Origin of the sequence: Acinetobacter legionensis, assembly GCF_048552295.1 — a bacterium.
In the GTDB taxonomy this organism is placed as follows: Bacteria; Pseudomonadota; Gammaproteobacteria; order Pseudomonadales; family Moraxellaceae; genus Acinetobacter.
Genome location: NZ_JBIMCW010000010.1, coordinates 32917 through 48204, shown reverse-complemented (window position 1 = coordinate 48204; position 15288 = coordinate 32917). Strand labels below are relative to the sequence as shown.

The 15288-nt window shown below is 36.5% G+C and carries 15 protein-coding genes; 8 read left to right on the top strand and 7 right to left on the bottom strand.

Annotated features, from left to right (window positions below; translation table 11 throughout):
• The first annotated feature begins 87 nt into the window (after positions 1 to 87).
• Together ACG916_RS09755 and ACG916_RS09750 are read left to right on the top strand one after the other, a co-directional pair.
• The gene (locus ACG916_RS09755; RefSeq protein ID WP_336951410.1) at positions 88 to 1611 is read left to right on the top strand and encodes a flavin-containing monooxygenase; all 1524 of its coding nucleotides are present in this window, start codon (positions 88 to 90) and stop codon (positions 1609 to 1611) included.
• A gap of 87 nt (positions 1612 to 1698) precedes the next feature.
• A complete protein-coding gene (locus ACG916_RS09750) occupies positions 1699 to 2607 on the top strand; it encodes a LysO family transporter (RefSeq protein ID WP_419327467.1) in 909 nt (302 codons plus the stop codon).
• A 203-nt stretch (positions 2608 to 2810) separates the two neighbouring features.
• On the opposite strand, the gene pyrF is transcribed toward ACG916_RS09750, so the two are convergent.
• On the bottom strand, positions 2811 to 3506 hold the full coding sequence (gene pyrF / locus ACG916_RS09745; RefSeq protein ID WP_419327466.1) for an orotidine-5'-phosphate decarboxylase: 696 nt from the start codon (positions 3504 to 3506) through the stop codon (positions 2811 to 2813).
• A gap of 103 nt (positions 3507 to 3609) precedes the next feature.
• Complete coding sequence (locus ACG916_RS09740) at positions 3610 to 4158, bottom strand: helix-turn-helix domain-containing protein (RefSeq protein ID WP_419327464.1); 549 nt, start codon at positions 4156 to 4158, stop codon at positions 3610 to 3612.
• A 116-nt stretch (positions 4159 to 4274) separates the two neighbouring features.
• Between ACG916_RS09740 and ACG916_RS09735 the strand changes: the two genes are divergently transcribed.
• The 6 genes from ACG916_RS09735 (at position 4275) to ACG916_RS09710 (ending at position 11293) form a co-directional block, all read left to right on the top strand.
• Complete coding sequence (locus ACG916_RS09735; protein WP_419327463.1) at positions 4275 to 4937, top strand: AzlC family ABC transporter permease; 663 nt, start codon at positions 4275 to 4277, stop codon at positions 4935 to 4937.
• Between the two features lies 1 nt (position 4938).
• A complete protein-coding gene (locus tag ACG916_RS09730; protein WP_419327462.1) occupies positions 4939 to 5274 on the top strand; it encodes a branched-chain amino acid transport AzlD family protein in 336 nt (111 codons plus the stop codon).
• 1078 nt (positions 5275 to 6352) lie between these two features.
• Positions 6353 to 6889, top strand: coding sequence for a fimbrial protein (locus ACG916_RS09725; protein WP_004821263.1), 537 nt, complete (start codon positions 6353 to 6355; stop codon positions 6887 to 6889).
• A gap of 87 nt (positions 6890 to 6976) precedes the next feature.
• Positions 6977 to 7681: a fimbrial biogenesis chaperone gene (locus ACG916_RS09720; protein ID WP_419327461.1), complete on the top strand. Its 705-nt coding sequence runs from the start codon at positions 6977 to 6979 to the stop codon at positions 7679 to 7681.
• A 24-nt stretch (positions 7682 to 7705) separates the two neighbouring features.
• Positions 7706 to 10210, top strand: a complete 2505-nt coding sequence (locus ACG916_RS09715; protein ID WP_419327460.1) for a fimbria/pilus outer membrane usher protein — start codon at positions 7706 to 7708, stop codon at positions 10208 to 10210.
• 15 nt (positions 10211 to 10225) lie between these two features.
• Positions 10226 to 11293: a fimbrial protein gene (locus ACG916_RS09710; RefSeq protein WP_419327459.1), complete on the top strand. Its 1068-nt coding sequence runs from the start codon at positions 10226 to 10228 to the stop codon at positions 11291 to 11293.
• Positions 11294 to 11434: 141 nt separating this feature from the next.
• Here ACG916_RS09710 and ACG916_RS09705 read toward each other — a convergent pair whose 3' ends face one another.
• The 5 genes from ACG916_RS09705 to ACG916_RS09685 form a co-directional block, all read right to left on the bottom strand.
• On the bottom strand, positions 11435 to 11800 hold the full coding sequence (locus ACG916_RS09705) for a lipopolysaccharide assembly protein LapA domain-containing protein (RefSeq protein WP_336951420.1): 366 nt from the start codon (positions 11798 to 11800) through the stop codon (positions 11435 to 11437).
• 24 nt (positions 11801 to 11824) lie between these two features.
• Positions 11825 to 12127, bottom strand: a complete 303-nt coding sequence (locus tag ACG916_RS09700) for an integration host factor subunit beta (RefSeq protein WP_004720793.1) — start codon at positions 12125 to 12127, stop codon at positions 11825 to 11827.
• Between the two features lie 159 nt (positions 12128 to 12286).
• On the bottom strand, positions 12287 to 13969 hold the full coding sequence (gene rpsA / locus ACG916_RS09695) for a 30S ribosomal protein S1 (protein ID WP_336951421.1): 1683 nt from the start codon (positions 13967 to 13969) through the stop codon (positions 12287 to 12289).
• A gap of 119 nt (positions 13970 to 14088) precedes the next feature.
• Entirely contained in the window at positions 14089 to 14778 is a 690-nt protein-coding gene (gene cmk, locus ACG916_RS09690) for a (d)CMP kinase (RefSeq protein ID WP_419327458.1), read from the bottom strand.
• An 11-nt stretch (positions 14779 to 14789) separates the two neighbouring features.
• Positions 14790 to 15224 carry an SRPBCC family protein gene (locus tag ACG916_RS09685; RefSeq protein ID WP_419330061.1) on the bottom strand — a complete coding sequence of 145 codons (435 nt, stop codon included), beginning with the start codon at positions 15222 to 15224 and terminating at the stop codon, positions 14790 to 14792.
• Positions 15225 to 15288: the final 64 nt, after the last annotated feature.

Here is a 15288-nt window from a genome sequence, read left to right as displayed (position 1 = left end):
TATCAATTTTTGTGTCAGTGCAATCATATTTCAAGCACTGCATTTCCGATATTCTATGCAAAACTGGAAAAGTCAGAGCGAACAAAAATGAGTACAGCCCCTACGACTGAAACAAAAACCCAATCAACGCAAGTTGCAATTATCGGATCGGGATTTGGTGGTTTAGCCATGGCGATCCGCCTATTGCAAGCCAATATTGATGATTTTATTATTTTAGAAAAAGCAGATGATGTGGGCGGTACATGGCGTGAGAACCAGTATCCGGGTGCGGCGTGTGATGTTCAATCACATATGTACTCGCTTTCTTTTGCACCCAAAACGGATTGGTCAAAACGTTATGCCGAAGCACCTGAGATTTTTGACTATATTCAAGATTTAATTCAGCAATTCAATTTAAAGAAATACATCCAATTTAATCAAGAAGTGGTTTCTACACATTATGATGAGCATAATTTCAATTGGCATTTAACACTAAAAAGTGGACAAAAAATTGAGGCTCAATTTGTTATTTTTGCATCAGGGCCATTGCATGTACCACAGATTCCTAAAATTAAAGGGCTTGAAAAATTCAAAGGCGAAGTTTTCCATTCATCACATTGGAAGCATGACTATAATTTAAATCAAAAAAATGTAGCATCCATTGGTACTGGTGGTAGTGCAATTCAATATATTCCTGAAATTGCTGCAAAGGTGCAAAATCTTTATGTATTTCAAAGAACCCCTGCTTGGGTAATTCCTCGTGATGAACGTGCCTATAATGCACTTGATAAAAAACTATTTAGTCGCTTTGAATGGTTTAGGAAATTACACCGTGCACGCTTGTACTGGTCAAATGAATCACGTGTCGTCCCCATTGTAAAACCACAAATCATGAAATATGGTCAGAAACTTGCTGAAGCTTATATAAAATTCCAAGTTAAAGACAAAGAAATCGCCAGAAAACTGACCCCTGACTATATTATGGGCTGTAAGCGTATTCTGATTTCCAACAAATACTTTCCAACATTCAACCGTAAAAATGTTGAATTAATTACCGATGGAATTCAGGAAATTACTGAAAATAGCATCATCACCAAGGATGGCAAAGAACGTCAAATTGATTGTTTAATTTATGGTACTGGTTTTATTACAGACCCACGCATCTATTTAAAATCATTTGATTGCTATGGTGAACACGGCGTTGAATTAAAAACGGCATGGAAAGATGGTGCAGAAAGTTTTTATGGGATCAGCACCAAAGGCTTTCCAAATCTATTTCAATTGCTTGGTCCAAATACCGTACTGGGGCATAACTCTGTAATTTTCATGATTGAATCTCAAGTGAATTATATTTTGCAGTTGATTCAAATGGTTGCAAAAACACAGACTCAAGCAGTGACGGTAAAAGCTGAAGTACAAGATCAATTTAATGAAAATGTACAGAAACAGCTTGAAGGTACGGTATGGCAATCAGGCTGTGTCAGTTGGTACCAACAAGATGGTGGTAAAAACTTTGCATTATGGCCAACCTATACCTGGAAATTTTGGCTCAGCACTCGCAAAGTAAACCCAGCAGATTTCCGCTTATTAGGCCGTGAGCAAAGCGCAAAGCAAAAATCAAAAGCTGCATAAACTTGGTTAATATTCTTCTATAAATTTTCAACCGCTTTTCTGTGCTTCGACTATAATAGATAGGTATCCATTGCCTATCTATTTTTCATGCAATCACTTTGGCTTATTTTCCAACTTTTATTTTGTTTATGCTTAGGGTTTATTTTAGCCCGCAGAATTCCACAATCCATTGAAAAAATAGCTTTTAAAATACTGCCTTATTTTACCTATATTCTTTTAATTGCGATTGCAATGGAGTTTTCTCAAACAATTCATAATATTGCCAGCCCTGAACAGATTCTCACCAGTTCCATCACAATTGCATTCAGCACATCATTGGGTGCATTTTTTTGTTGTTATCTGGTATTTACAGCAATTGGCTACAAACCATCACAAGGTAAAGTTTCTGCTGAATTATTGATGGGTTCATTACTCAACATCAGCTATGCATTTATTGCACTAGCTGTAGGGTATGGCTTAGCAGAGTTGGCCCACCTTTTCCATGTTCCACTACATGTCAGCACATGGAATTTACTTTTAGTTTACATGTTACTGATCGGCTTGGATCTGGCTTACTCGCCACTGGATCGTTCTTGGTTAAACTGGAAAATTATGCTGGTACCGATTGCCTGCGTGATTGGCTCACTATTGGGTGCTGTTGCGGCATTTTTCTTGATTCAAGACATCAGTATGAAAGATTTAATCATGCTATCGCAAGGTTACGGCTTCTATTCTATGACAGGGATTGTGGTGACTGAATTAAAGAATGCCCATCTGGGAAGTATTGCGTTAATGAACGATTTATTTAGGGAGATTTTTGCCATTTTATTTATGTATATGATTGGATGGCGTTATCCACGTTCAGCAATTTCTTCTGCTGGTGCAACCGCAATGGATGTCACCTTACCTATGGTGAAACAAGCTTGCGGCAATGATTATATTCCACATGCAATGGTCAGTGGTTTTGTTCTGTCGGTATTGGCACCAATTGCGGTAAGTGTTTTAGCTGCACTTTAAAATTAAGTGCTGAATGTGGCATCCATCGTACTTTATCTGACGAGATAGCAATACTGATCAATAGAATCACTGGAATAAAAAGTTTTTTAAACTTCTGAAAAAAGACCTAGTAACGCAGATACACTACAGTGTATACACAGCAATTTTTATTATATAAATCAAAAAATCACCCTCTTAATCCAATGACAAAGAGGGGTTTATTTTTATAGAGTCGCTAAAATATCTTGTAAGGTTTTACTTGGATGTTCAGATTGAGTAATTGGACGACCAATCACTAAATGAGTAGAACCATCAAGCATGGCTTGCTTAGGTGTTACAATACGCTTTTGATCATCTGCATTTGCACCAGCTGGACGAATTCCAGGTGTTACTAAAGCAAATTCGGCACCTAAGTCCTGACGTAACATCTTGGCTTCCTGGGCCGAACATACCACGCCATCCAGACCACTTTGTTGAGTCAATTTAGCCAGACGTTTCACTTGTTCAAATGGCTCAATATCTAAACCAATATCACGCAAGTCTTCACGTTCCATTGAAGTAAGAACAGTAACCGCTATCAATTGTGTTTTATAGTTACCTGCTTTTAACCGTTCTACACAAGTTTCCATCATTTTACGCCCACCAGAGGCATGGACATTGACCATCCATACGCCCAAATCAGCCGCAGCACAAACCGCCTGTGCGGTTGTGTTTGGAATATCATGAAATTTTAAATCGAGGAATACTTCAAAGCCCTTATCATGTAGTGCCTTCACAACAAGAGGGCCTTCATGAGTAAATAGTTCTTTACCGACTTTTAAACGACATAGTGATGGGTCAAGCTGATCAGCAATTGCTAGGGCGTCATATTGGCTTTTTGCATCTAAGGCAACAATAATACTCACGAATCTCAGTTCCATCACATAAATTTTCGCTCATTATAAAGCGATTCACGCAATGTACAAAGTCAGAAAATCGACTTCATCACAAATCAATCAACTTTTCTTAAATATTAAGAATGCTTTATCTCTGCTCTGAAATCAAAATTGCACGTGTATCTTGCTCTAGTGCTTCAAAAATATGCGCTTGATCTGCGGGATAAGAAATATAGTCCCCTGCTTGAAGCAACTCAGCACTGTCTAATAAACCGACTTTGGCAGAGCCCTGCATGATAATAATATGTTCAACACTACCAATAGGATGCGGTTTACTGCTACGCGGCTCACCCGGTTGGGTTGTAAGCATATACACGTCTCGTCGTGCATTGGGTGGGCATGTCGCCAACAAAACAGCCTGATAATTTGATATTTCAGAAACAACTGAAGCGCCTTCGCCATAACGAATCACTTGTGTAGTTTGGGCTTGTGCTTCCATAAGTTTGGCAAAAGGAATATTTAAAGCCACACAAAGTGCCCATAAAGTTTCTAGACTCGGATTACCCTGCCCAGATTCAAGTTGCGAAAGCGTGGATTTCGCAATGCCTGCACGTCGAGCAACTTCTCCCAAAGATAATGCAGCACTTTTTCTTTCTTTTTGCAGATTATTTGCAATGATTTCAATTGGTATAGACATTACTCTTCCAAAAAATACGATCGTTCTGTTTGACGAACAATAACAATCAAACTATTATAAAAAATGATCGTTCATTTTATCGAACGATCTTATTAACCCAAGCAAGGCTCATACAAATGAAGTATAAAGAAATAAAAAATTTACCCAAGCCCCTGATAAAATCAATCGCGATTCTCTGCATCGCAACCGCACTGATCGGGATTTCATTAGGTACGCTTGCAGTCAATTATCAACTGCCGATCTGGATACCTTTACTACTTTCAATCAGTGTCTTGGCTGGTGCTGCAGAGTTTACTTTCATTGGCATGATTGCTACTGGAAGCAGTCCGATTACAGCTGCGATTGTAGGATTGCTGATTAATTTACGACATCTGCCTTTTGGTTTAGCGATTACCCATTTTATAGAAAAAAATAAATTAAAATATTTTGCTACACATATTATGAATGATGAAAGCGTTTTATTTGGTTTAAGCCAATCTTCAAATGAGCTAAAACTGAGTGCTTATTGGCTGTGCGGAGTCGGAATTTTATTTGCTTGGCCCATAGGCGTTTTAAGCGGTTATGTATTGGGAAGTCATTTAGCTTATGCAAAATTACTGGGTATCGATACGATTTTTCCTGTCGTATTGTTTGCTCTTACCTTTAAAGCACTAAAAAGAAAATCTGCTCGAAAATCGGCAATGACTGGTGCAGTCATCAGCCTCGCTACTTTTCCATTTCTACCCTTAGGGATTCCGATACTTATGTCATTATTTGGCTTGCTTGTAGGAAGAAAATAACATGCATCAACAATTTATTATTTTGATCGGGATCATGCTGCTGGCGATGGGTACTTATCTGATTCGATATGCGGGACTTTCCCTCAGCCAATATTTCACAATCACTCAACATCAAGAGCAACTCTTTAATGATGCCGCAACAACTTTACTGTTTTCTATTGCGATTCTCACTACTTTTTTTGAAGGTGCGGATTGGGCAGACTTAGGCAAAATCATGGGGGTATTGGTGGGTTTATTTCTGATTTGGAAAAATCACTCCCTTATCACGACGATTGTGATCGCAATGCTGACCACCACAATATTTCGCTTTGCAGAGTTTTTCTGGCTAGCCCAATAAAACTATTAAAGCTTAAAAAAGCGTTTTACAACAATCAAAGCGCTTTTTTTAACAGCATAATGCAAATGATTACGCATGCTTAATTATTGATTGAATATACTGTTTTAATCTCTATGCTTATTTTTTATGGATACTTAATCAATCAATCTTAAAGCGCTTAAAATTCATTTTATATTTGATCATTGTGAAGCACCTCACTTACTCCACCAAATAAAAATTTTCAAAACACTGCCTTTTCTAGATTTTAATCGTTACAACAGATAAATTCTTTTTCATATATTTAAAAACCTATACAAACTTAAAACAATATTAAATTAAAATTATATTTTTCTTATTCATTGCATCCTTGTTTACACTAAATTTTTTATTTTTAATTTATCTGTCTGCGCTATTTCCAAATATATTCTTTATAACTAAACAAACATTACATCATAACTAAACAATTAATCTCTTTGATAAATAAAAAAAGTAATCATATTAAGTGAAGCAAAGTCGCATTAAAAAAACCTTCTGTTTTTAAAAGCAATCTAGGATGAACGCGATTTTATGTTGATTTAAGCATTTAAAAATAGTTTACAGAGAAGCTAAATAAAATACTAAAAAATCATTTAAATTTAAGTTAATAATTTTTTTAATGAAAATGATCTAGTACAATGCAGCGTATTAAAATAAAATCCAACATTTAATTAACCATGATAATAAATTATTTTAGAAAATCTTAAAAACTTATTCTCGCTTAATATAAGCAGATCAAAATAATTTGCTATAATATGACGCTATTCACAAAAAGTGACATTTTTTGTCACTTTTTAGTAAACAGAAACAAATTCTTGTTAAAATAAATAAACATATTAATTATAAATATCCTCTTGTATTTAAATAATAAAAAATAAATCCAAAACAAATAACGTTATATTGTATTTGTAACACAAAAATAATGTGATATTTGTCTCTTTTTTTCATTGTTTTTATTTAGGAAAAATTTATATTAGCCCTTATTGTTTAGCTCCTAAACACTTCCCCTTTATTAGGAAAGTACCAGTAAAGGGCAAATCAACGCAGTATTGAGAGAAATTCTATGAAAAATATTCAATTGGGTTTAGCGATCATTGGCTTAGGTTTAGCATCTTCAACAGTTTTTGCGGCTGCTGATGGTACAGTAACAGTTACAGGAAAAATCGTTGATCAAACCTGTACAGTTGGTGGTACTGCTGGTAACTACACTGTTGTTTTACCGACTGTAGGTAAATCAACTTTAGCGACAGCGGCGACAACAAATGGCGACACTAAATTTACTATTAATTTAACAGCATGCCCTGTAGGTAATGTAGGTGTTTATTATGACAACACCAATGCAAATATTAATACTGCAGGTCGTTTAAACAATACCGTAACCACTGGCGGTGCAACAAACGTAAATATTCAATTATTAAACTCTGCAAAAGCAGTGATTGACCTAACTAAAGATCGTACAGGTCAAAACATTGTGACTTCAAATGTGGCAACTGCAAATGGTTCTGCAAATCTTGATTTTTATGCACGTTACTATGCAACAGGTGCAACAACAGCTGGTGATGTAAGCACAACTGCAACTTACTATGTTGTATATCAATAATTAAACATTTGGGTCTGTAAGTTTTTTAAACAGGTCTGGTTAATTTTTATATCTTAACCAGACTTGCATCTTCCCAAGGGTCTTTCAATGAAAAAACTATTTTTTATTTCTAGCTTGTTAATGCTCAGTACTTTGATTACATCCGCTCATGCTGGTATTGTGATTACAGGTACCCGTGTAATTTACCCAAGTGATAAAGAATTTGTATCTGTGCAATTAACCAATGTAGGTGATCAAATTGCATTAGTACAATCATGGGTGGACAGTAAAGACATTATTGCAGATCCAACCACAACCCAAGCCCCATTTATTGTTACCCCTCCAATAACCACGATTGAAGCTGCTAAAGGTCAATCTTTACGTGTCATTTTCAATCAAAAACAAAAACTTGCTACTGATCGAGAAACATTGTTTTGGCTCAACGTACTTGATATCCCAGCCAAGCCAACAGCTGAAGCAAATTACTTACAATTTGCGATTCGTAACCGCTTAAAACTGTTTTACCGACCAACTGGCATCAAAATGGAACAGCAACAAGCGTTTCAAAAAGTTGAAGTACAGCGTGTAAATAACCAATTACAAATCAATAATCCGACACCTTACTACCTAAATTTTGGTAAATCGAATCTTGTTTTAAAAAATGGTACGCCAGACGAAATTAAAAATCTAAGTTTTATAGAACCATTTTCAAAACAACAAATTGAGGTCGAAAATTTATCAGACGCTAAGTCCGTACAGCTTTATTTAATCAATGACTACGGCAGTTTATCGACAATAGAGAAACAGTTTTAATCTAAATTATTGGGAGAATTGTGCTTGAAACATTTCACACTTAGGTATAGTGTTTTGGCGCTAAGTCTATATCTATGCAATCAAAATGTTATAGCGCAAGCACCACAATTCGATAATAGCTTTTTATACGGCCAAAATTCTAAAACAATTGATCTTGAAAAATTTATTTCAAGCGATAAAGTCGCGCCAAATGATTACATCCTTGATATTTACCTAAATGGTCGTTATATCACTCGCTCTATTGTGCATATTTCAGATGTTCCTGAATCACCTGAAAAGCAACGCTATTGTATTCCACGCAGTACTGTTAAGCAGCTTGATTTCAATCATAAACTTATCGATTTAGATAAAGTGAGCGGAAACTGTATCGATACACGCTTAATGAATCATGTCGTATTCTGGAAACTGAATATAGCAGAACAACGTGTGGATGTTTCAAGCCCTCAATCGATGTTAAATGAGCGACCATTTGGCTATATAGATCCATCACTTTGGGAAACTGGTGGAAATAGTGCTTTTCTCAAATATTACTACAATTACTATAATTCAGATTATGGTCAGGACAACAAACAAGATTCTAGTTTTCTCAATATTAATTCTGGTATCAATATTGATAATTGGCAATTCCGTCATTCTGGTAGCACCAGTATGGGAGATAGCAGTCATTCAGGCCAATATACCAGCTATGAAAACAAACTTATGCGAGTACTGCCTAGTTTAAAAACCCAGCTTACTCTTGGTGATTTCTATACCAATACAAAAACCATCAACAGTAATTCGAGTATTGCCATTCGTGGTGTACAGCTTGCTAGTGATGACAGAATGCTTCCGATTTCATTGCAAAGTTACGCACCCACAATTTCAGGTTATGCAAAAAGTAATGCTTTAATACGCGTTCGCCAAAATCAACAAATTATTATGGAACGCACTGTTCCTGCTGGTGCATTTAATATTGCAGATCTCCAAACACCTGGGACGGGTGGTACATTAAATGTAGATATTATTGAAGCAAATGGTGAAATCCGCAGTTTTGATTTACCTTATAATAATTTTATTCAATCTATCCGCGCACAACAGTATCGTTATCAAATTGCAGCAGGTACTTTTCGTCAAAATAGCAAATCCTATGATGAGAAATTAATCAATGCATCTTTTGATTATGGATTAAATGATTTTATCTCAGTAAGCAGTTCAGCACTGGTCAGTGATCATTATCAATCCTATATTCTAGGAACCGCATTCAATACTAAACTCGGTGGTATTGCTTTAGAAAGTAATTATGTTAAAGCAGATATAAACCAGTCCAACCAAAATTTAGACAGTTCTTTGGTTACGCTACGCTATAATCTTGCACTAAACAGTGCGAAAACAAATATCAGTTTAAACAGTACTATTTATGGAAATGATCAGTATTATTCCTTTGATGAAGCCATGCAGAATCGTTATATTCAAAAAAACAGTGCTGCATTGGTACTTAATGGTCGGCCCAAGTCATCAAACTATATTCAACTGAGCCAGAACCTAGGTCATCAGTTTGGTGCTGTTTCAGCCAGTTTTTCACAGTATGAATTCTGGCATCAAATCAATACACAAAAATTTTATCAAATTAGCTATAGCAATAGTTTTAAAGGCATCAGTTACTATGTGGGTATGCAACATACTCAAAATGATCAATACAAATTAGATAAAGACACTCAATACTTTGTGAATGTGAATATTCCTCTGTCGTTTAAAAAGAAAAATAGTAATTTACGTCTAAGTAGTGAAGTCTATCCAGATAATAATGCACTCAATACCAATCAAGTCGGCATATTTGGAAATTTAGGTGAAAATCAGCAGTTCGGCTATAACTTCAATTATTCAAATAGTAAAGATAAAGATCTCTTCAGCAGTTCTTTGAGTTATCGAACTAATCCGGTTTATTTAGCATCAACTTATGCAACCGACTTTGACCAACAGCATCAATACTCTTTACAAGCACAAGGCGCTATTGTTGCACATCAACACGGCATTACTTTAGCCAATGATTTAAATGATACTTTTGCAATTATTCATGCCAAAGGCTTAGAGGGAACCAGCCTCTCCAATGGAAATAATATTAAAATTGATCGCTGGGGCAATGCGATTATTCCCTATCTAAATCCTTACCAATACAATAGTATCAACTTAAACCCCAATACAATTCCACTCAATACCGATGTTAATGCTACCCAATTACAAGTTGTACCTAAATTAAACGCCAGTATTTTGGTGGATTTTAAAGCATTAAAAAGCACAAAAGCCTTAATTGAACTTAAACACGCAAATGAGGTGCTCATTCCAATGGGTGCTCAAGTGAAAGATGCTTTGGGTAATGCAGTGACTACAGTAGGACAAGGTCAGCAAATTTTTATGCAAAATATAAATCCTGGACGCTATAGCGTTTATTGGAGTAATACTGATTCTTGTCAATTCGATATTTCCAAAGAAATATTGGAGCAAAGTAAAACTCAAATCCCTTTTGCAAGCTTTAACTTAAACTGCAAATAAACACGGAGTAATTTTATGCTGAAATATAAATTGTTATTTATGTTATCTACACTCCCTGCAAGTTTTGCAGTATTTGCAGATTGCAGTGTCGGTAGCAATTTCACCAGCGGTTATAGCATGCCAACGATGAATGCCAGTACCATGAATATCAATAAATATGAAGGAACATCAGTACAGTCCAATGTATATTCCCGCGAAGTTGCTTCAGCAAATTTTGATATTTTCCGTGTCTATACTGGATGTACTGTTGGGGTAAATAGAACCATTTTTGGTAATGTTTTTGCCACCAATGTGACGACCTATGATGCCAATATTTCGCGCTTAAATGCTTACCTGGCTTTAGGGATTAAAGTTGAAATGGGCGATGCACCGACGAGTGGTACATTAAAAACACTAAATACTACTGAATTAGCAATTTATAGTTATAGTGGTGATACGCATGGTGTAAAAATGAGGGTGACATTATATGTTTTACCCAGAACATCAACAATGACCTCATACCCAACCACGATCAATGTTTCGAATCTACGAATAGCAACCATCAGTTTAAAACGCGTTAGTGATAATGTTCTTATTCCTGCAAATACACAAATTCCAGTGTATTTAAATGCAACAGTCAATATCTCTGAATCCACATGCTCACTGAGTCAAAGCAGCTATACCATTGCGCTACCTGATGTTAGTGTACGAAACTTGGGTTTAGTCGGAAATGAAACCGCATTGAGCTCAAGCAATACAGCAACCCTCAGTATAAATTGTGCAAATTTAAATGATGGTGCAGGTCGTGAAATAAAAGCTTATACCACCGATGCATTGAATCAATCCAATGCAACAAATATATTAGAGAATCAAATCGGGGCTGGATATGCTACAGGTGTGGGGATTCGTTTACGTGATAAAAATAATGCGATAATTAGTCTAGACCCAAACCAATCAAGAAGTACCAATAAATGGACCTTTGGTAATTTAAATACATCACAATTGATTCAGCATGTAATTAAAGCCAATTACGTAAGAACAGCAAATACCGTAACACCAGGTTTGGTGAGATCTCAAGCTTATTTAAATATCGTATATGATTAAAAAATAGTGAAATTATATTCTTTTGTTTTATTTGATGATATTAAACAAGGTTTTTGATGTTAAATAATCAACAGACTCAGAAATCAGTAAAAATAAAAAAGCGCTTTCCAGTGGTGGTAAAGCGCTTTTCTAGCATAATGATTAAAGCGGATTGACATTCTTATTTTCTGGTTGAATATCTAATACCGTCTTTTCATGACGAGCACTTGCGGCAGCTTCAGCAGCGGCCAATTGTGCTGTCTGTATTTGTTCTTTTCGAAGATGATCAATATCTTTACGAAGACGCTTAACTTCCCATGCGTTTTGGAATACACGAAATACCTGTACGCCAAGCAACAATCCAAGAACAATCCCGAGCACCAAAGTTAAGAGTAGCAATAACCCTAAACGCATTGCTGGTACTTGAGTAAACAATAAATCTACAGGTAGTTCCGCTGGATTCTGCAAGACTAATGCTAAAGCGTAACCAAAGACTACCAGTAGTAATGCAATTAAGAAATAGCGCATACTCACCTCATTCGAATTTTTTTATTAATTAGCAGATTCGTTTACTGCATCACGGAGTGCTTTACCAGGTTTAAAGTGAGGTACAGCTTTTGCTGCAACTTCCACTGATTTACCTGTTTTTGGATTACGACCCACGCGTGGCTCACGGTGATGTAAAGCAAAACTACCAAACCCACGAATTTCAATACGGTCATCTGAAGATAATGATGCAATCATTTGATCGATCATAATCTTAACTGCTTCTTCGACTAATGGCTCTGCTAAATGCGGATTTTTGAGAGCAATTCTTTCTATTAAGTCAGACTTATTAAGTGCTTCAGTTGTCATTTAAGACCTCATTAATTTTAATGCTAATTGATATACACCAGATAATATCCTTTTTAAATACAAAAAGGTAGCGCAGTCATCATATACTACGCTACCTTTTACACTATTTGAATAAAAAATATTAATTAATTACATTAAATAATACTTCTTAACAATCACTTAGTGGTTCATCTGCGCTTTGATTAAATCACCAATAGTCTTAGGACCATTGTCTTGACCAGTAGGCGCAGTTGTAGTTTTCAAGTTTGCTACAGCTTCTTTTTCTTCAGCTTCGTCTTTAGCTTTAATCGACAAGTTAATAGAACGTGATTTACGATCTACATTGATGATTTTAGCTTCAACTTCTTGACCAACTTCTAAGAATTTAGTTGCATCTTCAACGCGATCGCGGTTGATTTCAGATGCTTTCAAAGAAGCTTCAACTTCGTCAGCTAACTTAATTGTTGCGCCTTTAGCATCAACAGCAGTTACTGTACCTTTAACCAACGCACCGCGTTCGTTAGTCGCTAAGAAGTCATTGAACGGATCGCTGTTCATTTGCTTGATACCAAGACTGATACGGTTGCCTTCAGCATCTACAGACAAGATAACTGCTTCAACTGTATCACCTTTCTTGTAACGACGAATAGCGTCTTCGCCTTGCTCATTCCAAGAAATATCAGACAAGTGAACTAGACCATCGATACCGCCAGGTAAACCGATGAAGATACCGAAGTCAGTAATAGACTTGATCGTACCAGAAACTTTTTCACCTTTGTCGTGTGACTTAGAGAACTCTTCCCATGGGTTCGCACGAGTTTGCTTGATACCCAATGAAATACGACGACGCTCTTCATCAACTTCAAGAACCATAACATCAACTTCATCACCAATCTGAACAACTTTAGATGGGTGGATGTTTTTGTTTGTGTGATCCATTTCTGAAACGTGTACTAAGCCTTCAACGCCTTCAGCGATTTCAGCGAAACAACCGTAGTCAGTTAAGTTTGTAACACGTGCTTTAACGATAGAACCTTTAGGATAACGGTTCATGATCGCTAACCATGGATCTTCGCCTAATTGCTTAAGACCTAAAGATACACGATTACGTTCTTTGTCAAATTTAAGTACTTTAACAGTAACTTCTTGACCCACTTCAACAACTTCTGAAGGGTGTTTGATGCGTTTCCAAGCCATATCTGTGATATGTAGAAGACCATCAATACCGCCAAGGTCAACAAATGCACCGTAATCAGTAAGATTTTTGATCGTACCAGTAACTGTTTGACCTTCTTCCAATTGAGAAAGAAGCGCTTCACGGTCAGCTGAAGATTCAGCTTCCATTACAGCACGACGAGATACAACAACGTTGTTACGTTTAGCATCAAGTTTGATTACTTTGAATTCTAACTCTTTGCCTTCAAGGTGAGTTGTATCACGAATAGGGCGAGTATCTACCAATGAACCTGGTAAGAATGCACGAACTGGACCGATGTCAACAGTGAAACCGCCTTTAACCTTACCAGAAATAACACCAGTAACGATTTCGCCGTCTTCAAAGATTTTTTCAAGCTTAGTCCAAGTTTCAGCACGTTTCGCTTTTTCACGTGATAAAACTGTTTGACCCATACCGTTGTCAAGCGCTTCAACAACAACATCAACTTCATCGCCAACTTGAACTTCAAGTTCACGTTGTTCGTTTAAGAATTCTGAACGTGCGACAACACCTTCAGATTTAAGGCCAGTGTCAACAGTAACCCAGTCAGAGTCGATGCTAACAACGATACCTTTAATAACGGCACCTTTGTCGATATTGAGAGTTGATTCGCTTTCTTCAAAGAGGGCTGCAAAAGATTCGGTCATGATATACCTAGTAAAGTCAACGGTCTTGGATCAGACAAGGCCGGTTTAGTTAAGCCATCCACATAGTCCGTATAAAACTGATCAAGCTATGCTTTGGCTAATATTTGATTAAATATTCTTTATTTAGCTAAATGTAACTCAACATAATCAGTCATCAGTTTAAACACTTCATCGATATTCATTTCTGAGCTATCAATGATATAAGCGTCTTCTGCTGGCTTGAGTGGAGCGACTGTGCGTTCCATATCTCTTTTATCTCGAGCTTGTATATTTGCTAAAATGTCGCTTATTTTAACATCCAGCCCCATTCCCTGCAACTGTTTTACACGACGCTCTGCTCGGGACTCTGCTGAGGCAGTGAGATAAATTTTTGCTTGCGCTTGCGGAAAAATAGAAGTGCCCATATCACGCCCATCTGCAACTAAGCCAGGCAACTGAGCAAAAGCATGTTGTCGATCTACCAATGCCGCTCTAAGCACTGGAATTGCTGCGACTTTTGAAGCAAATTCACCAACGCGTTCAGTCCGAATCGTTTGTGAGACATCTTCACCATCCAACAAAATCACGATTCCGTTGTCAGTACTCTTAAATACGATATCTAAATTTGTTGCAATCGTCACACTTTGTTGCAATACAGATTCAGTATCTAATGAGTCCAACAATTCTTTTTGATGCAATGACAATCCAAGCAAACGATATAGCGCACCAGAGTCTAATAAATGGAATTGATAGTAATTCGCAAGTTTTGCTGCAAGTGTTCCTTTACCAGAACCACTTGGCCCATCGATTGTGATAATTTGAATTGTCATTGAATTTCCAATTAAGCTACAGACTTAGCAAGTTTCTTAAATCCAAGTGTAATCGCTAGTTTAAGCTGTGCAAGTATTAATTTACTCACAAATGGTGCACGTGCTTGTAATTCAATCGTATAGTCAACACGGGTTTTGTTCGCATCAAGCGCTGTAAACTCAATAATTCCAATATGATGTTTAATCAATGGATTCTTAATTAACTTATATTGAATACGTTTATTGACATCCAGATGAGTAATTTGCTCTTGAATCGGTTTGATCGGACCAAACCCCATACGACGGATAGACCCCAATCCATCTGGGCGTTCAGGATCAGCAGCATCTTTCACTCGTATAACTTGGATGGGAGCAAAAGCCACATTATAAGTTGAATGTTTTGCTAACAAGTCAAAGACTTGATCGATTGGTGCATCAAACTCTTGTTTTACTTGAATAGAATTCATTGTTATATCCTTTTAAATTTTAACTATATTTTTAAACCTTTAAGTTGACAATTTTAATTGTCAC